This window comes from Thiobacillus thioparus DSM 505 (assembly GCF_000373385.1).
Lineage (GTDB): Bacteria > Pseudomonadota > Gammaproteobacteria > Burkholderiales > Thiobacillaceae > Thiobacillus > Thiobacillus thioparus.
On record NZ_KB891316.1, the window covers coordinates 243,735 to 268,445 of the forward strand.

Sequence of the window (24,711 nt, forward strand, 5' to 3'; positions counted from 1 at the left end):
GCCCCACCCCCTGACCGTATAGGTACGGAATCAATTCTTCGATTGATCGACCAGCTTGTTCTTGCTGATCCACGGCATCATCGCGCGCAGCTTGGCGCCGACGACTTCGATCGGATGTTCGGCGTTGAGGCGGCGACGCGCGGTCATCTCGGGGTAATTGGTGCGGCCTTCGAGGATGAACTGCTTGGCATAGTTGCCGTTCTGGATGTTGTCCAGGCATTCCTTCATTGCGGCCTTGGACTGCGCGTTGATGACCTTGGGGCCCGTCACGTATTCGCCGTATTCCGCGTTGTTGGAGATCGAGTAGTTCATGTTGGCGATGCCGCCTTCGTACATCAGGTCGACGATCAGCTTCAGCTCGTGCAGGCACTCGAAGTAAGCCATTTCCGGCGCGTAGCCCGCTTCGGTCAGGGTTTCGAAGCCGGCCTTCACCAGGTCGACGCAACCGCCGCACAGCACGGCCTGTTCACCGAACAGATCGGTCTCGGTTTCTTCGCGGAAGGTGGTCTCGATCACACCGCCCTTGGTGCCGCCGTTGGCGCAGGAATATGACAGGGCGAGGTCGCGCGCCTTGCCGGACTTGTCCTGGTACACGGCGATCAGCGAAGGCACGCCGCCGCCCTGGGTATAGGTGGAGCGTACCAGGTGGCCCGGGCCCTTGGGAGCGATCATCACGACGTCGAGATCGGCACGCGGGGTGATCTGGTTGTAATGGATGTTGAAGCCGTGCGCGAAGGCGAGCGTGGCGCCTTTCTTCAGGCTGGGCTCGATGTCGTTGTAGTAGGTCGCGGCCATCAACTCGTCGGGAATCAGGATCATGACGAAGTCAGCTGCCTTCACGGCGTCGCCGATTTCCTTGACGTCGAGACCGGCCTTCTTGGCCTTGTCCCACGATGCGCCGCCCTTGCGCAGGCCGACCGTGACCTTGACGCCGGAATCCTTCAGGTTGTTGGCGTGGGCATGGCCCTGCGAGCCGTAGCCGATGATGGCGACCTTGCGCTTCTTGATGAGGGAAAGGTCAGCGTCCTTGTCGTAGAAAACTTTCATGGTGAATTCCTGAAGAAATAAAAAATCAGACTTTGAGACTGCGTTCGCCGCGTCCGATGCCTGACGCGCCGGTACGCACGGTTTCGATGATGGAGGCGGAATCGATCGCCTCCAGGAAGGCGTCGAGCTTGGAGCCTGCACCGGTCAGTTCGATGGTGTAGGTCGACTCGGTCACGTCGATGATGTTGCCGCGGAAGATATCGGCGGTGCGCTTGATCTCTTCGCGATCCGCCCCCACCGCCCGGAGCTTGACCAGCATCAGTTCACGCTCGATGTGACTGCCCTCGGTCAGGTCCATCACCTTGATCACGTCGACCAGCTTATTCAGCTGCTTGGTGATCTGCTCGATGATGTCTTCGGACCCCACGGTAACGATGGTCATGCGCGACAGCGTGGCATCCTCGGTCGGGGCCACAGTGAGCGACTCGATGTTGTAGGCACGCGCAGAAAACAGCCCGGCCACACGCGACAGCGCGCCCGCTTCGTTTTCCATCAGCAGCGAAATGATATGGCGGCGGCTCATCACAGTTCCTCCGCCAGGATCATTTCCGACAGCCCCTTGCCGCCTTCCACCATGGGGAAGACGTTCTCGGTCTGGTCGGTCTGGAAGTCCATGAACACCATTCGTTCCTTGAGCGCGGGCGAGAAGGCTTCCTTCAGCGCGGCCTCGACGTCCTCGGGGCGGTCGATGCGCATGCCGACGTGGCCATAGGCTTCAGCCAGCTTGACGAAATCAGGCAGCGACTCCATATAGGACTCGGCATAGCGGCTGCCGTAGAAGAACTCCTGCCACTGCCGAACCATGCCCATGTAGCGGTTGTTGAGCGTGACGACCTTGACCGGAATGCGGTACTGCTTGCAGGTCGAGAGTTCCTGGATGTTCATCTGGATGCTCGATTCGCCGGTGATGCAGGCGACCTGCGCGTCGGGGAACGCGAGCTGCACGCCCATGGCATACGGCAAGCCGACGCCCATGGTGCCCAGGCCGCCGGAATTGATCCAGCGGCGCGGCTTGTCGAATTTGTAATACTGCGCCGCCCACATCTGGTGCTGGCCCACGTCGGACGTCACGTAGGCGTCGCCCTTGGTCACTTCCCACAACTTTTCAACCACGTACTGCGGCTTGATGATCGGGCTGTTGCGGTTGTACTTGAGGCAGTTCTTCGAACGCCACAATTCGATCTGCGTCCACCATGCGTTCAGCGCGGCCACATCCGGTTTTTCCTTGGCCTGTTTCAACAGGGCCAGCATGTCGGTCAGCACGTTCTTGACGTCACCGACGATCGGCACGTCGACCTTGACGCGCTTGGAAATCGACGAAGGATCGACGTCGATATGGATGATGCGGCGCTGCTCGCGCGCGAAATGTGCGGGGTTGCCGATCACGCGGTCATCGAAGCGCGCACCGACTGCCAGCAGCACGTCACTATGCTGCATCGCCATGTTGGCTTCGTAGGTGCCGTGCATGCCCAGCATGCCGAGGTTCTGCCGGTCGGTCGCGGGGTAGCCGCCCAACCCCATCAGGGTATTGGTGATGGGGAAGCCCAGCAGGCGCGTCAATTCGGCCAACTGTTCCGAGGCATCGCCCAGCACCACGCCGCCGCCGGCATAGATCATCGGGCGCTTGGCTTCCAGCAGCATCTGCACGGCACGCTTCATCTGGCCGCTATGGCCTTTCACCACCGGGCTATACGAACGCATCTCGACCGTCGCCGGGTATTCGAAATCCGTGGTGTGATAGGTCACATCCTTGGGCACGTCGACCACGACCGGACCGGGCCGGCCGGTGGCCGCGATAATGAAAGCTTTCTTCATCGTTGCGGCGAGGTCTTTCACGTCCTTGACGAGGAAGTTGTGCTTGACGCAGGGACGCGTGATGCCGACGGTGTCGACTTCCTGGAAGGCATCGAGACCGATCGCCGGCGTCGGCACCTGGCCGGTGACCACGACGATGGGAATGGAATCCATATAGGCGGTGGCGATACCGGTCACCGCATTGGTGACGCCCGGGCCGGAGGTGACCAAAGCCACGCCTACACGGCCGGTGGAGCGCGCGTAGGCATCGGCGGCATGCACCGCGGCCTGCTCGTGGCGCACCAGCACATGCTTGAATTTGTTCTGCTTGAAGATTTCGTCGTAGATGTTGAGCACGGCCCCGCCGGGATAGCCGAACACGAACTCGACCCCCTCTTCGGCCAGACAACGTACGACGATCTCGGCGCCCGTGGCTTCCATAAACTGGTAAAAAATCAATTCGTTGGTGAACCTGTGAGGGTAATCGTTTTGCCCTGTAACGGTCAAGAAATCATGCCATGGCAACCATCCGGCAGACTTCCGCGCCTTATTTTCACGATCCTCACGCCGGGGCCAGCAAACATTCCTGAGGCCAATGAAAAACCCCTCCGGCAAGGAGGGGCGGAGCGGCAATCGCTCTACTCAACAACGCCGCAGGCGTGGCCTGGGCGTATTACTCGTGTGCGGCTTCGCGGAGCGCCTGCATGACTTCGTTCAACGCCCCTTCCGCGTTCTCGAACAGGCAGACCATGTTGCCGACGCTGCACACTGTCGTCGCGACCCCCTGAACGACCCAGCCCTGCGACGGGGACCAGCCGCGCATTTGCGAAAACAGGGACAGCAGATCGGTATTGCCCGACACCATGCGACGATACCAATGGGCGAATTTCGCCAAACGCTCCATCAACTCGGGTGACAACATGCCTTCGGCCTCCATGATCACGCCGTCGTCACGAAAGCGGCACACGGCCGTCACGCCGTCGAGCACCAGGATTTTTCTCAGCGACATACGCGCTCCTCAGGCCTGCAGGGCATCGAACGTGGCTTCGTAATCGGCGTCGCGATTCCTGACCACCACGCCGCAGTTGCCGTTCACCACCACCGACCATTCCAGCCCCACCACCGAGAAACCCTTGATCGGCTGGAATCCGCTTTGACCAGTAAGCGCTTCCCAGCCACGTGCTTCCATACCGGCAATCGCCAGATTGGCCACGCACGAACGCGCCAGCAAATCCAGCACCTGCGGCGTCAGCTCGGTACCTTCGCGCAACACATGCGATTGCAGATCCCCCTTGTCGGCATAGGTAAACGCCGCAAGTGCGCCCGGCAAATCCATCATTTTCTGCAGATCCATCTTGTCTTCCCCCTTCATATCGATATCAGACTTCAGTACAGCGCTTCCTTGGTATTGCCCCCCAGCCTGGCATACAGATTGACCAGCAGGTCATCCTGCACGTCGCCGACTTTGGCGCGCATGATGGTCATGACGTCGTTGAGCAAGTCGTCACGGTTTTCGATGAAGGAAAAATAGTTGCCGACCGCGCACACCGTCACCTGTGCGCCGCGCACGATCCAGCCTTGCACCGGACGGCACCCGCAGCTCTCGGAGAAGGAATCGAGGATTTCGGCCTGCATGTTGACCGACAGGGTATTGGCACGGCACAGGATCGACGCCATGCGCGCAAATTCGTCGGTCAGTGCGCCTTGATAAGAGAAGCGGTCGCCACGGTATGCATATTCGCCGGCAGCGATGACGCCGGGGATTGCCATGAGTTGCTTTACGATGTGCATCGAGCCCCCTCCTTGGTTTTGATTTGTATGCGGCGCGCTGTGGCAAAGTGTCGCACCTAAGTCGCAATATAGAGCCTCCATGCAAGACAACGCAATAGCCCCCATCTCTGCCACTTTTCTGGCGCGCGTCGCCGCGATGATCTACGAGCTGCTGCTGGTGACCGCAGTCCTGTTCGTTGCCTCGCTTCCTTTTCTCTATCTGGTTGGCAATGCCGAGACCGGCTGGCGGCATTATGTCTTTCAGTTGTATCTGATCGGCGTGTTGTTCGCCTACTTCAGCGCGTTCTGGATGCGCAGCGGGCAAACCCTGGCCATGAAAACCTGGCGTATCCGGCTGGTCGATCTGAACGGCGGCCGCCCCACCCTCCGGCAGTCCGCACTACGCTTCGTCTTTGCACTGCTCGGCCTCGCGCTGGCAGGCGCCGGTTTCTGGTGGGCTCTGTTCGACCGCGACCGCCAGTTCCTGCACGACCGCCTGGCACGCACCCGCCTGGTTCGAGTGCCGCGCAAGGCATGAACTGGCGCGAGCATCTGCAGACCCGCCTGCTGGAGATCCAGCCGGACAGCGTGTGTGCACTCGATGAGGCCGCCCATCAGCTGGTCCGCAACGTGTTGCATGACATCCCGCTGCACACCTCCGACAACAACCCGCCCGCCCAGCCCTGCGCGCTGGCCCTGGGAGTCGACGCGCTGAACGGATTGGACGCGCAGCAGGCACAGCACCTGATCAGCCGCACGCGCCTCTATGTCGCGCCGCGCCTCCTGCTTGCCGCGCTGCCCGGCTGCGCACTGGACGACGCGGCCTTTCGCGCCCTCGGTTTTACGCTGTCGTCGACGGAACCGGCAGAAGGTCCGCGCATCTACTACTACGACCTCGAAACCTACAAGACAGTGCCGGACTGGCTCAATCCCCGCTTCTGGGCACATCCCGAACGCTGGGAACCCTGAAAAGGACGCCGCCCCACTTCGTAGCCACGCTCCGGCCAACCTGCATGGTATGGCTGCGCTGCGCGCTTCCGCGCGCAAGCGCCCCCGCATACGTTACACTGGCCTCTGCCTCGCTCCGTCCTGCCCGACTGCCATGAACTTCACCCCCCACAACACACTTGAAGAACAGCTTGCCGCCGTCCACGCCGGCACGCTCGATCCCGAGACCTTCGTGCTGCGCCTGCTCGACCAGCAGCTGTTCATGCCGGTGCGCGACGAGAAGGACGCCATTCAAGGTTTCCAGCGCTCGACCCAAGCCGAGCCGCTGATCATCGAAGACGAGGACGGCGAGCGCGTGCTGGTGATGTTCACCAGTCCCGAACGCGCCAAGCCGTTTGTCGAACATTTCCCCGACTTCTCGGGCGGCCTGCTGACCGAGTTTTCCTGGCTGCTGCGCCGCATCGGCGGCGGCATACCGATTGCGTTGAACCCTGGCTGGGACATCGGCATGGATTTCGATGCCGACATGATTGCGCAACTGGTGGCGCAACTCCCGCCCGAACAACCGGTCTGACGCACCCCCCCCTGCCTCATCGCTTCGCCATGTTGTCCGACCGCGTGCTTGCCGCCTTCCGTTCCGCCCTCGGGGCCGATCGCGTCTTCGATGACGCCGCCACGCGCGCGCTCTATGCCTGCGATGAAACGCCGCGCCGGGTCGAACCCGACGCCGTACTGTTCCCGTCTTCGCACGACGAAGTGCTTGCGCTCGTGCACGCCGCCTTCGAACACCGGATCGCACTGACCCCGCGCGGCGCTGGTTCCGGCAACGTCGGCGGCGCGCTGCCCGCGCCCGGCAGCGTCGTCGTCAGCTTCGAATGCATGCGCCGCGTGCTCGAATTCGACCCGGCCAACCGGCTCATCGTCGTCGAGCCCGGCGTGGTCACCGAGGAAATCGACCGCACTGCGCGCGGCGCCGGACTGTTCTATCCGCCCGACCCCGGCAGCAGCGCCTATTGCCGCATCGGCGGCAACCTCGCGATGAACGCCGCCGGCCCGCGTGCCGTGAAATACGGCGTCACCCGCGACTACGTACTGGGGCTGCGCGCCGTCACCGGCGACGGCCGCGAAATCCGTACCGGCTGCCGCACCACCAAGGGCGTCACCGGCTACGACCTCACCCGTCTGCTGATCGGGTCCGGCGGCACCCTTGCCCTCATCACCGAGGCCACGCTGAAACTGCTGCCCGCGCCGGAGGCCGTCGCCACCCTGCGCCTGTGTTTTGCCAGCAACCGGGCCGCGCTCGATGCGGTCGGCCGTGCCATGCGCCAGGCTGTGGTACCCAGTGCGCTCGAGTTCATGGACCGGCATGCCCTCGACGCCATCCGACCGACCGGCGCGGCGGACGATCTGCCGCCTGGCACGCAGGCCCTGCTGATGGTCGAGGCCGACGGTGCCGCGCAGGATCTTCCGCGTCAGATCGCCGCGCTGGAACAGGCGCTCGCCGGCAACGGTCTGCTCGAAATGAAGAGCGGATTCGCGCGCGCCGACATCACCCGGCTGTGGACGGCGCGCAAATCGCTGTCGCACGCAGTCAAGCAGATCGCGCCGCTGAAGATCAACGAAGACGTCGTAGTGCCCGTGTCGCAGCTCGCCGACCTCGTCGACTTCCTCGACCACACCGCGCAGACCCAACAGCTGCCGATCGTCTCGTTCGGCCATGCCGGCAACGGCAACCTGCACGTCAACCTGATGGTGCACCCCGACGACGATGGCGAAATGGCGCGTGCGCGCCTGGCGCTCGATACCATCATGCTGCGCGTACTGGCACTGGGCGGCACGCTCTCGGGCGAGCACGGCATCGGTACCGAAAAACGCCGCTTCGTGCCGCAGGAAATCGATCCTCCCACGCTCGACCTGATGCGCGCGATCAAACGGCAATTCGATCCGCACGGCCTGCTCAATCCCGGCAAACTTTTTCCTGACTGAGATCGCCGCGAAGGCTTTACAAGCACGAAATGCATCTATAGAATGCGCGGCTTCGTTGGGGGTATAGCTCAGCTGGGAGAGCGCTTGCATGGCATGCAAGAGGTCAGCGGTTCGATCCCGCTTACCTCCACCAACTGACAGGATGTACGATGCACAAGCTTGGCGTCATCACCACACTGCTGGGGTTGATCCTGAGTGTAACGGGCTTGGCTGTCGGGTTTTGGGAAATGCTTCATGGCAACGGGAACGCACAGTACTGGCTCTCGCTGATACCATTGGGGTTCGTCGGATTGTTTGTCGGCGTCACCTTGACCCAGCTGTACAACAAGCAGGAAGGGCGCAAGCCTGAGTAGTAAAAGTTGGCGGTTCACACCGTCGTCCGGGTCCCCATCGTCTAGAGGCCTAGGACATCGCCCTTTCACGGCGGTAACCGGGGTTCGAATCCCCGTGGGGACGCCACCTTACATCCGTAAGGTGATCAAGATCCAGCCCTTCCCGGGTTGGCAAAAATCAAACTGAACCGAATACAGCCTAGGAAATGACGGCTGGCTTTTATCTGTGTGCGACGCACATCGGGCGAATCCAACGTGGCGCCCCGAAGACGAATCGAACGTCCGACCTACCCCTTAGGAGGGGGTTGCTCTATCCACTGAGCTACCGGGGCGTGGCGCGCATTCTACCGAATACCGTGTGTATACACGAACTGTCGCGTATACACTCCGTATCTGCCACGGGCAGTCTATGATGCATCTCAGGAGAACTTATGTTCAAAATGATAATGGGCGGACTGGCGGTGCTGCTGCTGGCTGCGAGCGTGGCGTTCTGGATGCTGAGACCCGGTACGCAACGGACGGAAGGCAGTGCCGCGCCGGACTTCGCCCTGCAGGACCAGAACGGCCGGATGCACCGTCTGAGCGACTACGCCGGACGCTGGCTGGTCCTGTATTTCTATCCGCGCGACGACACGCCGGTCTGCACCCGCGAAGCCTGCCGTTTCCGCGACGACATCGGCACCCTGGGAAAACTCGATGCGGCCGTAGTCGGTGTCAGCGTCGACAGCACGCGTTCGCATGCCGATTTTTCCCGCAAGTACGGCCTGCCGTTTCCACTGCTGTCCGACCCCGACGGGCGTACCGCCAGTGCCTATGACAGCCTGCTCAACCTCGGAATCATTCGGTTCGCCCGCCGCCACACGTTCATCATTGCCCCGGATGGACGCATCGCAGCCCGGTTCGATCACGTAGACCCCGCGCGACATGCCGAAGAAGTCAGGGATGCCCTGCGAAGTTTGCAGGGTTCCGGCGCTCCCCACATTTTCGCGGCGGCGGGCCGTGGCTAACCCCCCCCCGCCCACGAATCCCAGCCCTATACAGAGGGGGTTTTCTCCCCTTATCGGAACCGCCTTTATTGCCCTGATCGCATTGATCTGCGGCCTTTTGTTCAACAGCCTGTTCCAGCTCAAGGCGCTGGGCAGGCAATTGAACATCGTGGTCGAGCTTCACAATCGCAAGATCGACCTCATCACGCAAACCCAGGTGGCGGCGCATATCCGCACTGACAGCCTGTTCCGCATGGTGCTGACCGACGACCCCTTCGAACGCGACGCCCATTTCCTGCAATTCAACCATGCAGGCTTTCTTGTCATGCAAGGGCGCAACGCGCTACATGAGCTTGGGCTCACCGCCACCGAGCAGCGCAACTTCGATGCCCAGACGCAACTGATCATGCGAATCCGGGCGGTACAAGAGCGCCTGATCGATCTGCTTCATGCCAATCAGGGCCTTATGGCGCGCCAGGTTCTGGTACACGAAGCCATTCCCCTTCAGGAACAGTTCAACCGGCAGCTGGCCACGATGCGCACGGCCTACCAGAGGGCCAATCTGGCCGCCCAGAAACAGGCGCAGCAGACCTACCGGCACGCGCTTTATCTCACACTGGCCTTCGGTCTCGCGGCCATCACGCTGGCGCTGCTGATCGCCTGGCAGACGACACGCAAGATCAAACTGAAGTCGCAACGAATTCACGACCAGATGGAAGAACTGGAACAGTCGCGTGCTGCACTGCGCGAAGAGGCCACCCACGACCCCCTGACCGGCTTGGCCAACCGGCGGCTGTTCTACGACCGGCTGCAGCAGGCGATCCGCCATGCCCTGCGCTATGGCGGCAAAGTGGGCATCCTGTACCTGGACATGGATCGTTTCAAGGACATCAACGACCGGCACGGCCATCACGTCGGCGATGCCGTATTGATGGAAGTGGCGCAAAGACTGAAGGATTGCGTACGCGAATCCGATTCGGTGGCGCGCCTGGGCGGAGACGAGTTCGTGATATTGCTGGAAGGTGTTCAGGGACGCCAGGACTGCATTGCCGCAGCCCTCAAGATCGAACAAAGTCTGGCGCAAACCGCCCGCTTCGGCGACCTGCATCTGGAGATCGACGCCAGCATCGGCCAGGCACTCTACCCCGACGACGGCAACGACGAAGACGCCTTGATCCGGGCGGCCGACGCGGCCATGTATCAGGTCAAATCCGGCAGCGAGTCCGAGCGTCAGAGCCGTCTGCCGTTTCAGTAAAGCGAATCAGCGCGGCTTCAGACGGATCGCCTCGCGTTCGCGCCGCGCCTTGGCACCCCATATCCACACATACTGCACGCCGGAAGCCACGGCGATGACGAAGACAGCGACGAACAGAGCATGCAGCCAGTCGCCCAGCGACAGCAGCCCGGCCAGTCCGCCCAACACCAGTGACAGCAACGACAGCTCCGCGAACATGTGCGTCTTGCCCAGCCAGGTCGGGTGGATTTCCAGGTGCCCCGCCAGGCCGCGATAGCTCAACGCACCCAGCACGATGATGCTGTCGCGCAACAGGATCGCCAGCGTCACCCACAGCGGGATCGCACCCACCTGGGTCAGCATGACCAGCGTCACCACGCCCAGTGCCTTGTCGGCGACGGTATCGAGCGCAGCGCCGAGCTGGGTCAGCTGATTGAGCCAGCGTGCCAGCAGGCCGTCGATGCCATCCGATACCGCGGCGGCGAGAAACAGCCAGCACGCGGCGTCCCAACGCTGCTGCAGGATGAGCCATGCCACGCCCGGAACGGCAGCCAGGCGCAGCAGGGTGATGACGTTCGGCAGATTGAATACGCGTTCGCTCATGCGCTAACCGTACTCAATTCAAGGGCTGTCTGGCAAGTTCGTCCCATAGTTTGTCGAGCCGCTTCGCCGATACCGGATACGGAGTTTTCAGTTCTTGGGCAAAGAGCGATATCCGCAGTTCCTCCAGCTGCCAGCGGAAATCGTCCAGCGCGGCGGATGCCGTGCCCACCACTTGACCTCGCCGCGTCAGGTATTTGTTCTGCAGCGTCAGCACGCCGGCCATGCTTCGTGCGTCGCGCTGCTCGGCCGCAGGCAGTTTGTCCAGCCGCTTGAGAATGCCGCGCAGGTAACGCGGCAAATCCTTCAGATGTGCCCATGGCGTGGCTGTGATGAAGTCCGTCGGCACCAGTGCGGCGAGATGCGCGGTTTCGTCGCGCATCACTGCGGTGAACTGCGGCTTGGCATTCAACCGCGTCGCCACCTGCGCATGCAGGTCCAGGATTTCCGCGCTGTCGCGCAGCAGCGCCTGCTTCACCACGGCGATTCTGGGCTTGGCGCGCTCCTTCTGCTTGCCAAAGGCTTTCCCGTCGCGCGGCGTGTCGTCGTCGCCCAGTAGCGCGCGGGTGGCGATCGCATCGATGAGCGTAGCGCGCAGCTGCTCGGGACTGCCGAAGCTGCGGAATTTCAGTGCGAGCGCGGTTTCTCGCGCCAGGTCCTTGTCAAGCTGCTTGAACTGCGCCGCCAGCGCGATGCGCAACAGCCGCACCACGCCGCGCCGCGTTTCGCTTTCGGCCACATCTGCAGTATCGAGAAGCCGCAGGTCGACGCTCTCGCCATTGTCGACCAATGCTGGATAGCCCAGTAACTCGCGCCCGCCGCGTTTGAATTTCACCTGCTCGGGCAGGTCGCCGAAATTCCACTCGGTCAGCCCGATGCGCTCGAATTCGCTGTTCTCGGCACCACCGCCGTAGGTGATGCGTGCCGCGCCGCCCAGCTGCTGGCGCAGCACAGCCAGATCGCGCCCACTGGCAAGTTCCTGACCGCTGTCGTCGATCACGCTCACGTTCATTTTCAGATGCGCCGGCAGCTCGCCCTTCCATTCGTCGGGGTGGATGTCGGCGCCGGTCTTCCTGCGGACGAATCCGGCCAGCGCCTCGGTCAGCGTCTGCTCACCCGGCTTCGCCACGCCGAGAAACGCGGTCACCGTGTCGGGCAGCGGAATCAGCGGACGGCGCTTGTCCTTGGGTAGGCATTTCAGCAAGGCGGTCAGTTTTTCCCGGATCAGGCCGGGCACCAGCCAGTCGATCTGCGCGGCTTCGATGCGATTGAGCAGGTACAGCGGCAACCGCAGCGTCACCCCGTCGAGCGCGTGGCCGGGCTCGAAGCGGTATTTCAGCTGGCACGCTTCGCCGTCGACTTGCATCGTTTCGGGGAACAGCGTGTGGTCGGCGCCGAGTCCCTCGCCAAGGATGTCCTCGCGCTGCAGGAACAGGATTTTCGGGTTGACGGCTTCGGCTTCCGCACGCCAGGTCTCGAACGCCGCGCCGTTGTGGATGCCCTGCGGCACGCGCACATCGAACACGCGGAAGATGCGCTCCTCATCCAGCCACACGCCCGACTTCCGCGCCTTGTGTTCGAGGTCCTCGATTTCCTTGATCAGCGCGCGGTTGTGGACGAACCACGGCGCCTTCGTATCGTAGTCGCCCGCTACCAGCGCGCCGCGGATGAACAGCTCACGCGACAGATCCGGATCGATCGGGCCATAGTGGATCTTGCGCCGCGGCACCAGGGTGATGCCGTACAGGCTCACGCGCTCGAACGCCGCTACGCGGGCGCCGTCCTTTTCCCAGTGCGGCTCGATGTACATGCGCGTCAATAAATGACGGCCCGCGGCTTCGACCCATTCCGGCCGCACCTCGGCCACGGTGCGCGCAAGCAGCCTGCCGGTGTCGGTCAGCTCGGCGGCCATGATCCACTTCGGGCTTTTCTTCGCCAGCGCCGAGCCCGGATGGATCGACAGCTTGATGCCGCGCGCGCCCTGGTAGTTGCCTTCGCCGGGCTTGGCGCGTGCCTTGGCATCGTCTGACTTGAAACCGATGTTGCCGAGGAGTCCGGTCAGCAGCGCCTGGTGGATCGTGTCGTAGCCCGCGTCCTTTTCGTTCTCCTTTAAACCCAACTCGCTCACCTGGGCGTGCAGCTGGCCGTGGATGTCGCGCCATTCGCGCATCCGTCGCGGCGACAGGAAATGATCCTGCAGCAGCGTCTGCAACTGGCGGTTCGTCTTCTTGTGCTGCACCTGCTCCTCGTACCAGCGCCACAGCTTGAGCCAGCCCATGAAGTCGGAGCGCTCGTCGGCGAACAGCTTGTGTTTCTCGTCGGCTGCCTGTGCGCGCTCCATCGGGCGGTCGCGCGGATCCTGCACCGACAGCGCGCTGGCGATGATCAGTACCTCACGTACACAGCGCTGCTGCTCCGCCGCCAGCAGCATGCGTGCAATACGCGGATCGAGCGGCAGTCTGGCGAGTTGGGTGCCGATCTTGGTCAGCTGCCCCTGCTCGTCGAGCGCGTGCAGTTCCGCCAGCAGCTGGTAGCCGTCGGTCACCAGCCGCGAACTCGGCGGGTCGATGAAGGGAAAACCCACGACGTCGCCGAGGCCGAGCGACTTCATGCGCAGGATGACGCCGGCCAGCGACGAACGCAGCAGTTCGGGATCGGTGAAGCGCGGACGGTTGCCGAAGTCGGCCTCGTCGTAAAGCCGGATGCAGACGCCGTCGGCCACCCGGCCGCAGCGTCCGGCGCGCTGGTTGGCCGAGGCCTGCGAGACTTTCTCGATCAACAGCTGCTCGACCTTGTTGCGTGCCGAATAGCGCTTCACCCGCGCGGTGCCGGGATCGATCACGTAGCGGATGCCCGGAACGGTGAGCGAGGTTTCGGCCACGTTGGTGGCCAGCACGATGCGGCGCAGCGCGCTGGTGGGCTTGAAGATTGCGTCCTGCTCGGCCACTGACAGGCGGGAAAACAGCGGCAGGATTTCGGTACCGGGCGGATGGTGCTTGCGCAGCGCCTCGGCGGTGTCGCGGATCTCGCGCTCGCCTGGCAGGAACACCAGGATGTCGCCGGGGCCGACCCGCGCGAGCTCATCGGTGGCGTCGAGTATCGCTGCGATCTGGTCGGGTGCGTCCTTGTCTTTCTTTTCGCGTTCGACCTTGGCCGGCGTTGCCGGCTCCTCGCGCTCGATCGGCCGCCAGCGGATTTCCACCGGGTAGGTGCGCCCTGATACCTCGATCACCGGCGCATCGTTGAAGTGTTTGGAGAAGCGCTCGGCGTCGATCGTCGCCGAGGTGATGACCACGCGCAGGTCGGCACGCTTCTCCACCAGCGTCTTCAGGTAGCCGAGCAGGAAATCGATGTTGAGGCTGCGCTCGTGCGCCTCGTCGATGATGATCGTGTCGTAGCGGCTCAAGAGCGGATCGCCCTGGCTCTCGGCCAAGAGGATGCCGTCGGTCATCACCTTGATCGCGGTGTCGTGGCGCACGGTGTCGGTGAAGCGAACCTTGTAGCCGACCCGGCCGCCAAGCTCGCTGCCCAGTTCCTGCGCGATACGCGCCGCCACCGAGCGCGCGGCGATGCGACGCGGCTGGGTGCAGCCGATCAGCTTGCCGGAGCGCGTTGTCTCCGATTCAAGCCGGGCTTCCAGGCACATCTTGGGTATCTGCGTGGTCTTGCCCGAGCCGGTCTCGCCGCACAGGATCAGCACGCGGTTTTTCTGCAGCGCGGCGAGAATGTCGTCGCGGCGCTGGCTGACCGGCAGGTCGGGATAGCTGATAAGCAAGGGACTACTTGTTCTGGATGTATTTGGCGTCATCGAAGGTTTCCAGCCAGGCAGGGCGATAGACCGCCATCATCGTCACCGCCATGCCGGTCGAAAAAGCCTCCGCCCAGCTGATCAATACCGTGGCATACGGCGTGTATTGGGCAAGCAGATAATCGAGCGGGTACACCCCGGACAACGCCATCAGCGCCGTGGTCGTCACGCCGATCGCCGCCACCGAAAGCGCGGCGCCGAAGAAACCATTGCCCAGCACGTAGATGAAGAAGTGATTCGGCAAACGGCGCTCGACGAAACGATAGACGTTCCAGCTCACGGCCGCTGGCAGCACCGCCATCAACAGCGCATCCGCACCCAATGCCTCCCAACTGCCATGCCCGAATGCCGCGTTCGCCAGCAGGACCAGCACGCCCGAGAACGTGGCGCGCCAGAAGCCGAACATCAGCGTCAACGCCGCCAGTCCGTACAGATGGAATGCCAGCCCGGGTTTGACGCCTGTGCGGATCTGCCACAAGGCCAGCACGGCCACCGTGGCGCCGAGGAACAGGTTCAGTCTTGATGGCTCGGCCAGCCTGCGCCAGTCACCCGACACCATCCAGCGCCAGGCCAGAAAAGCCAAACCCAGCCAGCCGGCCAGATAAAAGGATTCGGGCAACAGTGATGCGGACTGGCCCAGCACGGTAAAATTCATGTGCCGATTTTACGCGATGCGCGGTCCGCATCCTTATTTAGAAGCCCAGCCATGCCCGCACCCAAATCCCCCCACGCCCCACTCAGCGACGACGAGATCGATACGCTGGCCGACCTGGTCGACCTCATCGACGAGCGCACCGACGTCCCGGTCTCGCTCGAAGGCCTGGACGGCTTCGTCACGGCACTGGCCTGCAGCCCGCGCGCCATTCCGCCCGAAGAATATTTCCCGGTACTGTTCGATCGCGACGACGGCCTCGATGCGATATTCGAGGACGAAGCCGACGCGGCGCGGTTCCTGGCGCTGTTCGAGCGCCGCCGCAACGAGATCGCCCGTGCGCTCGCCGCCCCGATCGAGGATCTCACCGACCCCAGGGCGCTGTCGCCGCTGATCATGGACTGGAACGGGCTGCTGGCCGAACTGCCGCCCGCCGAAGCCGGACGCTTGAAGGCGGCCGGCATCCCCCCCTATGCCCAGTTGTGGGCTGCCGGTTTTCTGCTTGTCGTGGAACACTGGGAAGCCGACTGGAACTTACCGGTGGACAGCAAGGACGAAGCCTTCGTCGACGAGGTGCTCGACCCGTTCTACGTGCTGGCCGCACCGCTCGACGAACTCAGCCCCGAAGAGCGGGCCATCCGCCGCGAAGACCACGTCGCCCTCGCCATCTGGGGCGCCTACGAACTGCGCGAATTCTGGCTCGACCGCGGCCAGGCCCCGCGCGCCTGAATTCCTGTCATTTGAACCTGCTAACGTATATCCGATGAATCTCGTCCTGTTCGATCTCGACAACACCCTGCTCGCCGGCGATTCCGACTATGAATGGGGGCAATTCCTCATCGCCAAAGGCGTGGTCGACGGCCCGCACTACGAAGCCAAGAACCGCGCCTTCTACGAGGACTACAAGGCCGGCCGGCTCGACATCTACGCCTTCCTAGCGTTCGCCCTGCGTCCGCTCGCCACCCACACGCGCGAACAGCTTGACGCCTGGCACGCCGAATACATGGAGACCCGCATCAAGCCGATGATCACCCAAGCCGCACGCGACCTGGTCAACAAGCATCTGGATAGCGCGGACCTGGTCGCCGTCATCACTGCCACCAACAGCTTCGTCACCGGGCCGATCGCGAAGGAGTTCGGCATCCCGCACCTGATCGCCACCGACCCCGAGGAAATCGACGGCCGTTTCACCGGCGAAGTCGCCGGCACGCCATGTTTCCGCGAAGGCAAGGTCGTCCGTCTCGAGCAGTTCCTCGAAGCGCGCGGCACGCGGCTGGACTGCCTCAGTACCAGCTGGTTCTACAGCGACTCGCTCAACGACCTGCCGCTGCTGGAAAAAGTCCGGCATCCCGTTGCCGTCGACCCCGACTCCACGCTGCGCGCGCACGCCGAAGCCAGGAACTGGCCGGTGATCTCGCTGCGCTCCCCGTCCCTGCAGGGACACTCGCACTCATAGGCTACACACGCAATGCACATCGTCATCCCGGACCGGTCGCCCCTGTCCACTCCATCCACGCTTGCCGAAAGCGTCGCCCAGCAACGCAACGCCCTCGCCAACCTTCTGCGCGAACCGCTGGCGCTGGCGGCACAGGCATGCAGCCGGGCCTGGCCCAGCCGGGCCGGCCTCAACGCCGCGTTGACGCACGCCCTGAACGGGCTGCCTGCCTGCAAGTACATGTATGCGCTGGACACCCACGCCCTGCAGCTCAGCGACAACATCAGCCATGCCGGCCTGATCGAGACGGACTACGGGCGCGACCGCTCCGATCGTCCCTACATGAACGAAGCCGTGCCGAACCAGGGTTTCCTGCTGTCGCAGGCCTACATCAGCCTGCGGGCCAGGCGGCCGTCGCTGACCGCGATCCAGATCGTGCGCGACGACGACGGACAGGTACTCGGTTTCGTCGGAGCCGATTTCGACCTGCGCGACCTGCCGATCACCGCCAAGCTCTACAACGAACCCACCGCCTGGCGGCAGATCAAGGGTGACCCGGCGATCCGCGGCGCGGTATTCCATCAGACCCGCAGCGACAGCCAGTTGGACCTGAACCTCGATACCGTGCTGGGCGTGATGGAAGAACTGATGACCGACCGCGGCGTGTTCCACGGCAAGCTGCATTTCTCCAGCAGCCGCGCCACAGTCTGGCTGGTCGACGACCCCTATCGCTACCGTCTGCTGGATATCGATGCGCTGACCGACCCCGACACCTGTCTCAGCTATCCGCGCCGCCCTTATCCGGACGACGCGGTGGTGCCCAAGGACAGGATACGCCCGGTTCTGGACACCCTGCGCGCGTTGCGTTTCATGGACGAAACGTTCTACCTGCGTGCCGGTTCGCTTAATATTTTCAACGGCATGGTCGGCCTCACCTTCTCGTGTGACGGCTCGCATTACCTGCCGTGGGGCGAGTTCCTGAGCAAAGGCTACGATTTCTGGGCCAGCAGCACGCCCGGAATCGCCAACACCTCCAACTGAGCCAGGCCCTTAGCCCGCCGCCCGGACTTTCCTGGCACGGGGATGCACCTGTATCGTAGCCTGCGTTTTCTTGTCGGGGCGACGCCTGGTCAATGACGCCAGCGTCACCTTGTCCAGCTTGTCCAGATAGGCGGCCGTCGCCGATTGCAGTACGTCCTTGAGCGCGCACGCGGGTGAATACAGGCATTGGTTGCCGGATGGGTCGAAGCACTCGGCCATGTTGAAATCGGTTTCGGTATTGCGCACCACCTCCCCGATGTTGATATCGGCCGGTTCGCGATTCAGGCGCAAGCCCCCATTGCGGCCACGCACCGTCTCGACCATGCCGGTCAGCCCAAGCTGATACACCACCTTCATCAGATGATTCTTCGAAATCCCGTGTATGTCGGCAATTTCGGAAATCGTCACCAGCCGGTCGCGGTGGCTGGCGAGATACATCAGCGTGCGCAGCGCGTAGTCGGTGTAGGCAGTCAGTCTCATGGCAGCAGCATCCTGTAATAAATCAACCCGCTATTGACCGGCTCGTCCGCAATAAAACATGCACCAATCATACATGTTCATGACATGGCGACCAGAAAATCGCCCAGTGTTGTATGAATGCATCATAACAAATCGATCTGAAGATATTTTTATTTGCATACTTTAATCATGTATGTAATATACATCTTTAATAATCTGTTTTTTTGCAGCCCCTTCGCTAAGAAAGGAAATTCGCCATGAACGCCACACGCAAGCTCTGGACCTGGCTGGCCGTCATCTGTGTACTGTCCTTCGCCGCCCTCGGTTGGGTCGGTACGGAAATCTACCTCAAGGCTCCACCCATTCCGCAAAAAGTCGTCAGCGCCAGAGGCGACCTGATCTTCACCGCCGATCAGATTCAGCAGGGCCAGCAGGCCTGGCTGTCGGCTGGAGGCCAGCAGATGGGCACCGTCTGGGGCCACGGCAGTTACCTCGCTCCGGACTGGTCGGCCGACTGGCTGCATCGCGAAGCGCTGGCGCTGCGCGAAATATGGGCGCAACGCGATTACGGGATGCCCTTCGCGCAATTGAACGTGGGTCAGCAGGGTCAGGTGAACAGTCTGCTGAAAGTCGAAATGCGGCACAACGCATACAGCAGTGCCGACGCCACGCTCACGGTGTCCGACGACCGGGCTGCCGCGATACGCCAGGTGGCATCGCACTATCGCGGCCTGTTCGGTCATGAGAGTACGCTCGACACCCTGCGGACCCAATACGCCATGGCGACCGATTCGCTGCGCGACCCGGCCGACCGCCAGGCATTGACCGCCTTTTTCTTCTGGACCGCCTGGGCCGCCACCACCGACCGGCCGGGCGAAACCGACCTGAGCTATACCAGCAACTGGCCGCACGAGCCGCTGGTCGGCAATACGCCCACCGCGACCATCGGCATCTGGTCGATCGCCAGCGTGATCCTCATGATTGCGGCTATCGCCGGCATGATTTTCTTCCACAGCCGCCACAAGGAAGAAGACGACCCGGTCCCGCCCAAGTCCGACCCGCTGTTCGATCTCAAGCCCACGCCCTCGATGAAGGCCACCAAGAAGTATTTCTTCGTGGTGATCGGTCTCATCCTGGCGCAGGTGGGCATGGGCATCCTCACCGCGCACTACGCGGTGGAAGGCAACAGCTTCTTCGGCATCCCGCTGGGCGAGATCCTGCCCTTCACGGTCAGCAGGACCATCCATACCCAGTTTGCGGTCCTTTGGATTGCTACTGCCTGGCTGGCCACCGGCCTGTATATCGCGCCCGCCATCTCCGGGCATGAGCCCCGGTTCCAGAAACTGGGCGTGGATGTGCTCTTCTATGCCCTCTTGTTCATCGTGGTCGGTTCCACCGTCACCGGCTGGCTCGGCACACTGCAACACCTCGGAACCACATTCAGCTTCTGGATCGGCAACCAGGGCCTGGAGTTCACCAGCATGGGCCGGGTATGGCAAATCCTGCTGTTCATCGGCTTGCTGTTCTGGGCCACCCTGCTCGGCCGCGGCCTCTGGCCGGCGCTGAAAAAACCGTCCGAAAGCCGTGGCCTGATCGCGATGGTGTTCCTGGCTGCGCTTTGCATCGGCGGCTTCTATGCCACCTCGCTGACCTGGGGCCCGCACACCCATTATTCGATGATCGAGTACTGGCGCTGGTGGCTGGTCCACCTGTGGGTCGAGGGCTTCTTTGAAGTGTTCGCCACCGCCGTCATCGCCCTGCTGTTCACGCGCCTGGGCCTGATCCGTGCCGCGACCGCCAACAGCGCGATCGTGCTGGAGACCATCGTGTTCCTGTTCGGCGGCATCCTGGGCACGCTGCACCACTTGTATTTCACCGGCACGCCGACCCACGTGATCGCCATCGGCGCCATGTTCTCGGCACTGGAAGTGGTCCCGCTCGCCATGATCGGGGCCGAGGCCTACCGCAACTACAAGCGTTCGCAATCCGCACCCTGGGTCCAGTCGTACAAATGGGCGATCCTGAGCTTCATTGCGGTGGGATTCTGGAATGTGGTCGGCGCCGGCCTGCTGGGCTTTTCCATCAACACGCCCATCGCGCTGTACTACATGCAGGGCATGAACATGACGGCAGCCCACGGCCATGCCGCCCTGTTCGGCGTATACGGCATGCTGGGGATCGGCCTGCTGCTATTCTGCCTGCGCGGCCTGAGTGATCGCCATGCCTGGTCGGACAGGCTGCTGAAACCCATGTTCTGGTCGCTCAACATCGGCCTCGCCATGATGGTATTCATGTCGCTGGTACCGGCCGGCCTCTACCAGGCATGGGCCAGCGTCAGCCACGGCGTCTGGTTTGCCCGCTCCCCGGAAGTGGTGCATTCGACGCTGATGGAAACCTTCGTCTGGCTGCGCGTACCGGGTGACGTCGTATTCTCGGTTGGCGTGCTCTTCCTGACCCTGTTTGCGGTGCGGTTGCTGAGAGGCGGCAAGCGCGTCCAGCCTGCCGCGCGTATCTCCGGCGTGGCACAAGCGTCCAAACCCTGACCCGGCCGATGCAAAAACCTGCCAGCGGCAGGCGCGGCCCGACCCGTCTGGGGCGCAAAACGCCTGGACGGGTCGGGCCGCGTCTGGCGGTTGTGCTGCATCGACGGCCGAAGGTTTGCCCTCCCTTCCGTACAATCTGCAATATCAGGCTTGAATCCCCCGCCTTCCGCGGCGGATAATGCGGCATTGCGTCAGGCTGCCTGCTTTGGAAACCTACATCCTCATTCTCATTTCCACGGTGTTCGTGAACAACATCGTGATGGCCAAGATTCTCGGCCTGTGCCCCTTCATGGGCGTGTCGAAGAAACTGGAAACGGCAATCGGCATGGGGCTGGCGACGACTTTCGTGCTGACGCTGGCCTCCGGCGCCAGCTATCTGGTCAACGAATACCTGCTCGGCCCCGAATTGTTCTATCTGCGCACGCTCTCGTTCATCGTGGTGATCGCCGGAATCGTGCAGTTCACCGAGATGTTCATCCACAAGAGCAGCCCGGTGCTGTACCAAGTGCTGGGGATCTATCTGCCGCTGATCACCACCAACTGCGCGGTGCTGGGCATTCCCCTGCTCAACGTGCAGGCGCAGCACAATTTCGTCGAATCGCTGTTCTTCGGCGCCGGCGGCGCGATCGGCTTCACCCTGGTGCTGATCCTGTTTGCCGGCATCCGCGAACGGATCGAGACCTGCGACGTTCCCTCTCCGTTCAAAGGCACCAGCATCGCGATGATCACCGCGGGGCTGATGTCGCTTGCCTTCATGGGTTTCTCGGGCCTGGTCAAATAATGCTGGCCGCAATCGGGGTGATGGTTCTGCTGGCCGTGGCGATCGGCCTGGTACTCGGCTGGTCGGCCATCCGCTTCAAGGTGGAAGGCAACCCGCTGGCGGAAAAGATCGACGCCATCCTGCCGCAGACGCAGTGCGGGCAGTGCGGCTTTCCCGGTTGCCGTCCCTATGCCGAGGCGATCGCCAAGGGCGAGGCCGACATCAATCAGTGCCCGCCGGGCGGTGAGGAAGGTGTCAAGAAACTCGCCGAACTGCTGGGCGTGGAACCCAAGCCGCTCGACGAAGCCCACGGCACGCCCAAACCGAAGTCGGTCGCCTTCATCGACGAACAAACCTGCATCGGCTGCACCCTGTGCATCCAGGCCTGTCCGGTCGACGCCATCTCCGGCGCGGCCAAGCAGATGCACACCATCATCGCCGCCGAATGCACCGGCTGCGAACTGTGCCTGCCGCCCTGTCCGGTCGACTGCATCTCGATGGTGCCGATCGCCGAAGACCTGCCCCACTGGAAATGGAAGCATCCGGTAGTGATGATGAAGAAGATTGCCGAAACGGAGGGTGCATGAGCCGCGAACTGTTCAAGTTCAAGGGCGGCGTGCATCCCCCCGAGCACAAGGCAGAATCCACTTCGCGCCCGATTCATGCCGCACCGCTGCCGAAGAAACTGGTCATCCCCTTGCGCCAGCACATCGGCAATCCGGCCAAGCCGGTGGTCGAGATCGGCGAACGGGTCCTGAAGGGCCAGATGATCGCAGCCGCCGACGGCTATATCTCGACGGCCGTCCATGCCTCCAGTTCGGGCACGGTCACGGCCATCGACCTGCAACCGGTCCCGCATATCTCCGGCCTGCCCGATCTGTGCATCACGATCGAAACCGACGGTCGCGACGAATGGGTGGCGCATGCTCCGCTCGACTACCAGGCGATGGAGCCCTCTCAACTGCGCATGCAGTTGCGCGACCTGGGACTGGCCGGTCTCGGCGGCGCGGTCTTCCCCAGCGCGGTCAAGCTCGATCCCGGCGCGTCTCACGCCTGCACCACGCTCATCATCAACGGCGGCGAATGCGAGCCGTGGATCACCTGCGACGACATGCTGATGCGCCACCACGCCGACGAAATCCTGCAGGGCGTGGGGATCATGCGCCATCTGCTGGGCAGCACCGAAATACTCGTCGGCATCGAAGACAACAAACCCGAGGCGCTGGATTCAATGCGCTCCGCTGCCGCGAAGCTGGATTTCGCGGTGGAAGTGGTGAAGGTGCCGGCGCGCTACCCGGGCGGCGGCGCCAAGCAGATGATCGAGACGCTCACCGGCAGGCAGGTCCCGTCCGGCAAGCTCTCCACCGACATCGGCATCCAGGTCTTCAATGTCGGCACCAGCTATGCGCTGGCGCGTGCGATCCACCATGGCGAACCGCTGATCACGCGGCTGGTCACCGTCACCGGCCACGTATTGCGCCCGCAGAACTTCGAGGTGCTGATCGGCACCCCGATGCACACCCTGATCACGCTGGCTGGCGACCGCGACGGCACCACGGGGGTGCTGATGGGCGGGCCCATGATGGGCGTGCCGATGCCGAATCTCGACGTGCCGGTGGTCAAGGCCACCAACTGCATCCTGGTCAAATCCGCGGAATTGTTCCCGCCCCTGCCCAAGGCCTTGCCGTGCATCCGCTGCACCCGCTGCGCCGACGCCTGCCCGGTCGAGCTGCAGCCGCAGGAACTGTTTCGTTTCGCCAAGGCGGGCGACTTCGGCCGGGCACAGGAATACCACCTGTTCGACTGCATCGAATGCGGCTGCTGCAGCTACGTCTGCCCCAGCCATATTCCGCTGGTCGATTTCTATCGCTACGCCAAGAGCGAGATCTGGGCACGCGAGAAGGACAAGCGCGCCGCCGATCTGGCACGCGAGCGCCACGAATTCCGTCAGTTCCGGCAGGAGCGCGAGAAGAAGGAAAAGGCCGAGAAGCTCGCCGCCAAGGCCCAGGCCGCGCGCGCGCAAGCCGCGCTGGATCAGGCACAGCGCGCCGAACTCGCCGCCGCTCCGGCCGCCGAAGGCGCTGCGGTCAGCGATACCGACGCCAAGAAAGCGTTGATCGCCGCCGCGCTGGCACGCGCGCAGGCAAAAAAATCCGACGCCGCGCCCAAGAACGTCGATCAACTGACCTCCGAGCAGTTGCATCAGATCGAGGAGATCGAGGCACGTCGGACTAAAATCCGCGAACTGGCGCGTAAACCGCTGGAATCCGAAGAGAAAAAACCCTGATGCCCTCTCCATTCATTCTTGACCGCACCAGCGTCACCCAAGTCATGGCCTGGGTGTTGGCGGCCCTGCTGCCCGGCATCGCAACCTACGTCTGGCTGTTCGGGCCGGGCATCCTCGTCACGCTGTCGCTCGCCACCGTCACGGCGCTGGCTGCCGAGGCAGCGATGCTGAAGGCGCGCGGCTATGCGGTCAAACCCTTCCTCGCCGATTTGAGCGCCATCGTCACCGCCTGGCTGCTGGCGCTGTCGCTGCCTTCGCTGGCGCCATGGTGGCTGATCGTCACTGGCACGCTATTCGCCATCGTGGTGGCCAAGCATCTCTACGGCGGGTTGGGCCAGAACATCTTCAACCCGGCCATGGTCGGCTACGCCGTGCTGATCGTGTCCTTCCCGGTACAGATGACGCACTGGGCTGGCCCGAACGAACTGACTTCGGTGCACCTCACGCTGGCACAAAGCGCAACGGTCATTTTCGGCGGCGACATGCCCCGGGCCACGCTGGATGCTGTCACCATGGCCACCCCGCTAGATGCGTTGCGAACCGGCCTGCTGCAGCAACTGACGGTCGACGAAGTGATGACGCACCCGATTTTCGGGCATTACGGCGGCGTCGGCTTCGAGTGGCTGGCGGGCGCGTTCCTGCTGGGCGGCCTGCTGTTGTGGGCCTTGCGCATCATCAGCTGGCAGGTGCCGCTGGCCTTTCTGGCCGGCATCTGGCTCACGGCTGGCTTTCTGAACTTCTTCGACGCCGGCCGGTTCGGTCCACCCTGGTTTCACCTGTTCGCGCCGTCGGTCATGCTGGGCGCCTTCTTCATCGCCACCGACCCGGTGTCGGGCGCGACCACGCCGCGCGGCAAGCTGATCTTCGGCCTGGGCGCCGGGTTTCTCACCATGGCCATCCGCACCTGGGGCGGCTTCCCGGACGGCGTGGCCTTCGCCATCCTGCTGATGAACCTGTGCGTGCCGCTGATCGACCAGTACACCCAACCGCGCATCTATGGCGGCGCCGACAAGGAACCGCGCGCGTGAG

Annotated in this window: 25 protein-coding genes and 3 tRNA genes; 17 read left to right on the forward strand and 11 right to left on the reverse strand. The window is 63.0% G+C overall.

The window, feature by feature from the left end:
* Positions 1 to 30: 30 nt before the first annotated feature.
* The 6 genes from ilvC to B058_RS0101305 all read right to left on the reverse strand — a co-directional run bounded on the left by ilvC (position 31) and on the right by B058_RS0101305 (position 4,632).
* Positions 31 to 1,047 (reverse strand): ketol-acid reductoisomerase, encoded by a 1,017-nt coding sequence (gene ilvC, locus B058_RS0101280; protein ID WP_018506655.1) that lies wholly within the window; start codon positions 1,045 to 1,047, stop codon positions 31 to 33.
* 25 nt (positions 1,048 to 1,072) lie between these two features.
* The gene (gene ilvN / locus B058_RS0101285) at positions 1,073 to 1,570 is read right to left on the reverse strand and encodes an acetolactate synthase small subunit (protein WP_018506656.1); all 498 of its coding nucleotides are present in this window, start codon (positions 1,568 to 1,570) and stop codon (positions 1,073 to 1,075) included.
* On the reverse strand, positions 1,570 to 3,282 hold the full coding sequence (locus B058_RS0101290) for an acetolactate synthase 3 catalytic subunit (protein ID WP_018506657.1): 1,713 nt from the start codon (positions 3,280 to 3,282) through the stop codon (positions 1,570 to 1,572). Before B058_RS0101290 ends, ilvN begins: the two co-directional genes overlap by 1 nt.
* 232 nt (positions 3,283 to 3,514) lie before the next feature.
* On the reverse strand, positions 3,515 to 3,850 hold the full coding sequence (locus B058_RS0101295; protein ID WP_018506658.1) for a DUF2173 family protein: 336 nt from the start codon (positions 3,848 to 3,850) through the stop codon (positions 3,515 to 3,517).
* A gap of 9 nt (positions 3,851 to 3,859) precedes the next feature.
* Positions 3,860 to 4,213 carry a DUF2173 family protein gene (locus B058_RS0101300; RefSeq protein WP_018506659.1) on the reverse strand — a complete coding sequence of 118 codons (354 nt, stop codon included), beginning with the start codon at positions 4,211 to 4,213 and terminating at the stop codon, positions 3,860 to 3,862.
* Between the two features lie 14 nt (positions 4,214 to 4,227).
* Positions 4,228 to 4,632 carry a DUF2173 family protein gene (locus B058_RS0101305; RefSeq protein WP_018506660.1) on the reverse strand — a complete coding sequence of 135 codons (405 nt, stop codon included), beginning with the start codon at positions 4,630 to 4,632 and terminating at the stop codon, positions 4,228 to 4,230.
* 79 nt (positions 4,633 to 4,711) lie between these two features.
* Here B058_RS0101305 and B058_RS0101310 point away from each other — a divergent pair, with 79 nt between their 5' ends.
* From B058_RS0101310 to B058_RS0101340, 7 genes are all read left to right on the forward strand, one after another.
* Positions 4,712 to 5,149 carry an RDD family protein gene (locus B058_RS0101310; protein ID WP_026240541.1) on the forward strand — a complete coding sequence of 146 codons (438 nt, stop codon included), beginning with the start codon at positions 4,712 to 4,714 and terminating at the stop codon, positions 5,147 to 5,149.
* The gene (locus B058_RS0101315) at positions 5,146 to 5,580 is read left to right on the forward strand and encodes a DUF6231 family protein (protein ID WP_018506662.1); all 435 of its coding nucleotides are present in this window, start codon (positions 5,146 to 5,148) and stop codon (positions 5,578 to 5,580) included. The genes B058_RS0101310 and B058_RS0101315 overlap by 4 nt, the downstream gene beginning before the upstream one ends.
* A gap of 133 nt (positions 5,581 to 5,713) precedes the next feature.
* Complete coding sequence (locus B058_RS0101320; protein ID WP_040723374.1) at positions 5,714 to 6,133, forward strand: SseB family protein; 420 nt, start codon at positions 5,714 to 5,716, stop codon at positions 6,131 to 6,133.
* Positions 6,134 to 6,162: 29 nt separating this feature from the next.
* Positions 6,163 to 7,545: an FAD-binding oxidoreductase gene (locus B058_RS0101325; RefSeq protein WP_018506664.1), complete on the forward strand. Its 1,383-nt coding sequence runs from the start codon at positions 6,163 to 6,165 to the stop codon at positions 7,543 to 7,545.
* A gap of 57 nt (positions 7,546 to 7,602) precedes the next feature.
* Positions 7,603 to 7,678, forward strand: a tRNA-Ala gene (locus B058_RS0101330).
* 16 nt (positions 7,679 to 7,694) lie between these two features.
* A complete protein-coding gene (locus B058_RS0101335; protein ID WP_018506665.1) occupies positions 7,695 to 7,898 on the forward strand; it encodes a hypothetical protein in 204 nt (67 codons plus the stop codon).
* Between the two features lie 30 nt (positions 7,899 to 7,928).
* Positions 7,929 to 8,004, forward strand: a tRNA-Glu gene (locus B058_RS0101340).
* Between the two features lie 129 nt (positions 8,005 to 8,133).
* On the opposite strand, the gene B058_RS0101345 is transcribed toward B058_RS0101340, so the two are convergent.
* A tRNA-Arg gene (locus tag B058_RS0101345) sits at positions 8,134 to 8,209 on the reverse strand.
* Between the two features lie 99 nt (positions 8,210 to 8,308).
* On the opposite strand from B058_RS0101345, the gene B058_RS0101350 reads away from it, so the two are divergent.
* Together B058_RS0101350 and B058_RS0101355 are read left to right on the forward strand one after the other, a co-directional pair.
* Positions 8,309 to 8,884, forward strand: a complete 576-nt coding sequence (locus tag B058_RS0101350; RefSeq protein WP_018506666.1) for a peroxiredoxin — start codon at positions 8,309 to 8,311, stop codon at positions 8,882 to 8,884.
* Entirely contained in the window at positions 8,877 to 10,118 is a 1,242-nt protein-coding gene (locus tag B058_RS0101355) for a diguanylate cyclase domain-containing protein (RefSeq protein ID WP_281166654.1), read from the forward strand. Before B058_RS0101350 ends, B058_RS0101355 begins: the two co-directional genes overlap by 8 nt.
* 6 nt (positions 10,119 to 10,124) lie before the next feature.
* Here the strand turns inward: B058_RS0101355 and B058_RS0101360 are convergent, their stop codons facing one another.
* Genes B058_RS0101360 through B058_RS0101370 form a run of 3 tightly spaced genes read right to left on the reverse strand, consistent with a single transcriptional unit; the run spans position 10,125 to position 15,160 of the window.
* Positions 10,125 to 10,700 (reverse strand): CDP-alcohol phosphatidyltransferase family protein, encoded by a 576-nt coding sequence (locus B058_RS0101360; RefSeq protein ID WP_018506668.1) that lies wholly within the window; start codon positions 10,698 to 10,700, stop codon positions 10,125 to 10,127.
* A 13-nt stretch (positions 10,701 to 10,713) separates the two neighbouring features.
* Positions 10,714 to 14,505, reverse strand: coding sequence for an ATP-dependent RNA helicase HrpA (gene hrpA, locus B058_RS0101365; RefSeq protein WP_026240542.1), 3,792 nt, complete (start codon positions 14,503 to 14,505; stop codon positions 10,714 to 10,716).
* Positions 14,477 to 15,160, reverse strand: coding sequence for an energy-coupling factor ABC transporter permease (locus B058_RS0101370; protein WP_018506670.1), 684 nt, complete (start codon positions 15,158 to 15,160; stop codon positions 14,477 to 14,479). Before B058_RS0101370 ends, hrpA begins: the two co-directional genes overlap by 29 nt.
* Positions 15,161 to 15,211: 51 nt before the next feature.
* On the opposite strand from B058_RS0101370, the gene B058_RS0101375 reads away from it, so the two are divergent.
* From B058_RS0101375 to B058_RS0101385, 3 genes are read left to right on the forward strand one after another with little or no spacing between them, the layout of a single operon-like run.
* Entirely contained in the window at positions 15,212 to 15,886 is a 675-nt protein-coding gene (locus B058_RS0101375; RefSeq protein WP_018506671.1) for a YecA/YgfB family protein, read from the forward strand.
* A gap of 34 nt (positions 15,887 to 15,920) precedes the next feature.
* Positions 15,921 to 16,613: a histidinol-phosphatase gene (locus tag B058_RS0101380; protein ID WP_018506672.1), complete on the forward strand. Its 693-nt coding sequence runs from the start codon at positions 15,921 to 15,923 to the stop codon at positions 16,611 to 16,613.
* A 12-nt stretch (positions 16,614 to 16,625) separates the two neighbouring features.
* Positions 16,626 to 17,633, forward strand: a complete 1,008-nt coding sequence (locus tag B058_RS0101385; RefSeq protein ID WP_018506673.1) for a PDC sensor domain-containing protein — start codon at positions 16,626 to 16,628, stop codon at positions 17,631 to 17,633.
* 9 nt (positions 17,634 to 17,642) lie between these two features.
* On the opposite strand, the gene B058_RS0101390 is transcribed toward B058_RS0101385, so the two are convergent.
* Positions 17,643 to 18,113 (reverse strand): RrF2 family transcriptional regulator, encoded by a 471-nt coding sequence (locus B058_RS0101390; RefSeq protein WP_018506674.1) that lies wholly within the window; start codon positions 18,111 to 18,113, stop codon positions 17,643 to 17,645.
* A gap of 236 nt (positions 18,114 to 18,349) precedes the next feature.
* On the opposite strand from B058_RS0101390, the gene B058_RS0101395 reads away from it, so the two are divergent.
* The 5 genes from B058_RS0101395 (at position 18,350) to rsxD (ending at position 24,710) form a co-directional block, all read left to right on the forward strand.
* The gene (locus B058_RS0101395) at positions 18,350 to 20,635 is read left to right on the forward strand and encodes a nitric-oxide reductase large subunit (RefSeq protein ID WP_018506675.1); all 2,286 of its coding nucleotides are present in this window, start codon (positions 18,350 to 18,352) and stop codon (positions 20,633 to 20,635) included.
* A gap of 205 nt (positions 20,636 to 20,840) precedes the next feature.
* Complete coding sequence (rsxA, locus tag B058_RS0101400; RefSeq protein ID WP_018506676.1) at positions 20,841 to 21,416, forward strand: electron transport complex subunit RsxA; 576 nt, start codon at positions 20,841 to 20,843, stop codon at positions 21,414 to 21,416.
* The gene (gene rsxB / locus B058_RS0101405; RefSeq protein ID WP_018506677.1) at positions 21,416 to 21,982 is read left to right on the forward strand and encodes an electron transport complex subunit RsxB; all 567 of its coding nucleotides are present in this window, start codon (positions 21,416 to 21,418) and stop codon (positions 21,980 to 21,982) included. Before rsxA ends, rsxB begins: the two co-directional genes overlap by 1 nt.
* Entirely contained in the window at positions 21,979 to 23,682 is a 1,704-nt protein-coding gene (rsxC, locus tag B058_RS0101410; RefSeq protein ID WP_018506678.1) for an electron transport complex subunit RsxC, read from the forward strand. Before rsxB ends, rsxC begins: the two co-directional genes overlap by 4 nt.
* Entirely contained in the window at positions 23,682 to 24,710 is a 1,029-nt protein-coding gene (gene rsxD / locus B058_RS0101415) for an electron transport complex subunit RsxD (protein ID WP_018506679.1), read from the forward strand. Before rsxC ends, rsxD begins: the two co-directional genes overlap by 1 nt.
* The last annotated feature ends 1 nt before the right edge of the window (position 24,711 follow it).

What these genes read in the sequence shown, in the direction of transcription:
- B058_RS0101295 (WP_018506658.1), bottom strand. Translation starts at nt 3,850, where the DNA reads ATGTCGCTGAGAAAAATCCTGGTGCTCGACGGCGTGACGGCCGTGTGC.
- B058_RS0101290 (WP_018506657.1), bottom strand. Translation starts at nt 3,282, where the DNA reads ATGGAAGCCACGGGCGCCGAGATCGTCGTACGTTGTCTGGCCGAAGAG.
- B058_RS0101385 (WP_018506673.1), top strand. Translation starts at nt 16,626, where the DNA reads ATGCACATCGTCATCCCGGACCGGTCGCCCCTGTCCACTCCATCCACG.
- B058_RS0101380 (WP_018506672.1), top strand. Translation starts at nt 15,921, where the DNA reads ATGAATCTCGTCCTGTTCGATCTCGACAACACCCTGCTCGCCGGCGAT.
- B058_RS0101300 (WP_018506659.1), bottom strand. Translation starts at nt 4,213, where the DNA reads ATGAAGGGGGAAGACAAGATGGATCTGCAGAAAATGATGGATTTGCCG.
- B058_RS0101335 (WP_018506665.1), top strand. Translation starts at nt 7,695, where the DNA reads ATGCACAAGCTTGGCGTCATCACCACACTGCTGGGGTTGATCCTGAGT.
- B058_RS0101395 (WP_018506675.1), top strand. Translation starts at nt 18,350, where the DNA reads ATGAACGCCACACGCAAGCTCTGGACCTGGCTGGCCGTCATCTGTGTA.
- rsxC (WP_018506678.1), top strand. Translation starts at nt 21,979, where the DNA reads ATGAGCCGCGAACTGTTCAAGTTCAAGGGCGGCGTGCATCCCCCCGAG.
- ilvC (WP_018506655.1), bottom strand. Translation starts at nt 1,047, where the DNA reads ATGAAAGTTTTCTACGACAAGGACGCTGACCTTTCCCTCATCAAGAAG.
- B058_RS0101360 (WP_018506668.1), bottom strand. Translation starts at nt 10,700, where the DNA reads ATGAGCGAACGCGTATTCAATCTGCCGAACGTCATCACCCTGCTGCGC.
- B058_RS0101310 (WP_026240541.1), top strand. Translation starts at nt 4,712, where the DNA reads ATGCAAGACAACGCAATAGCCCCCATCTCTGCCACTTTTCTGGCGCGC.
- rsxD (WP_018506679.1), top strand. Translation starts at nt 23,682, where the DNA reads ATGCCCTCTCCATTCATTCTTGACCGCACCAGCGTCACCCAAGTCATG.
- B058_RS0101325 (WP_018506664.1), top strand. Translation starts at nt 6,163, where the DNA reads ATGTTGTCCGACCGCGTGCTTGCCGCCTTCCGTTCCGCCCTCGGGGCC.
- B058_RS0101320 (WP_040723374.1), top strand. Translation starts at nt 5,714, where the DNA reads ATGAACTTCACCCCCCACAACACACTTGAAGAACAGCTTGCCGCCGTC.
- B058_RS0101375 (WP_018506671.1), top strand. Translation starts at nt 15,212, where the DNA reads ATGCCCGCACCCAAATCCCCCCACGCCCCACTCAGCGACGACGAGATC.
- B058_RS0101350 (WP_018506666.1), top strand. Translation starts at nt 8,309, where the DNA reads ATGTTCAAAATGATAATGGGCGGACTGGCGGTGCTGCTGCTGGCTGCG.
- B058_RS0101315 (WP_018506662.1), top strand. Translation starts at nt 5,146, where the DNA reads ATGAACTGGCGCGAGCATCTGCAGACCCGCCTGCTGGAGATCCAGCCG.
- ilvN (WP_018506656.1), bottom strand. Translation starts at nt 1,570, where the DNA reads ATGAGCCGCCGCCATATCATTTCGCTGCTGATGGAAAACGAAGCGGGC.
- hrpA (WP_026240542.1), bottom strand. Translation starts at nt 14,505, where the DNA reads ATGACGCCAAATACATCCAGAACAAGTAGTCCCTTGCTTATCAGCTAT.
- B058_RS0101305 (WP_018506660.1), bottom strand. Translation starts at nt 4,632, where the DNA reads ATGCACATCGTAAAGCAACTCATGGCAATCCCCGGCGTCATCGCTGCC.
- rsxB (WP_018506677.1), top strand. Translation starts at nt 21,416, where the DNA reads ATGCTGGCCGCAATCGGGGTGATGGTTCTGCTGGCCGTGGCGATCGGC.
- B058_RS0101370 (WP_018506670.1), bottom strand. Translation starts at nt 15,160, where the DNA reads ATGAATTTTACCGTGCTGGGCCAGTCCGCATCACTGTTGCCCGAATCC.
- B058_RS0101390 (WP_018506674.1), bottom strand. Translation starts at nt 18,113, where the DNA reads ATGAGACTGACTGCCTACACCGACTACGCGCTGCGCACGCTGATGTAT.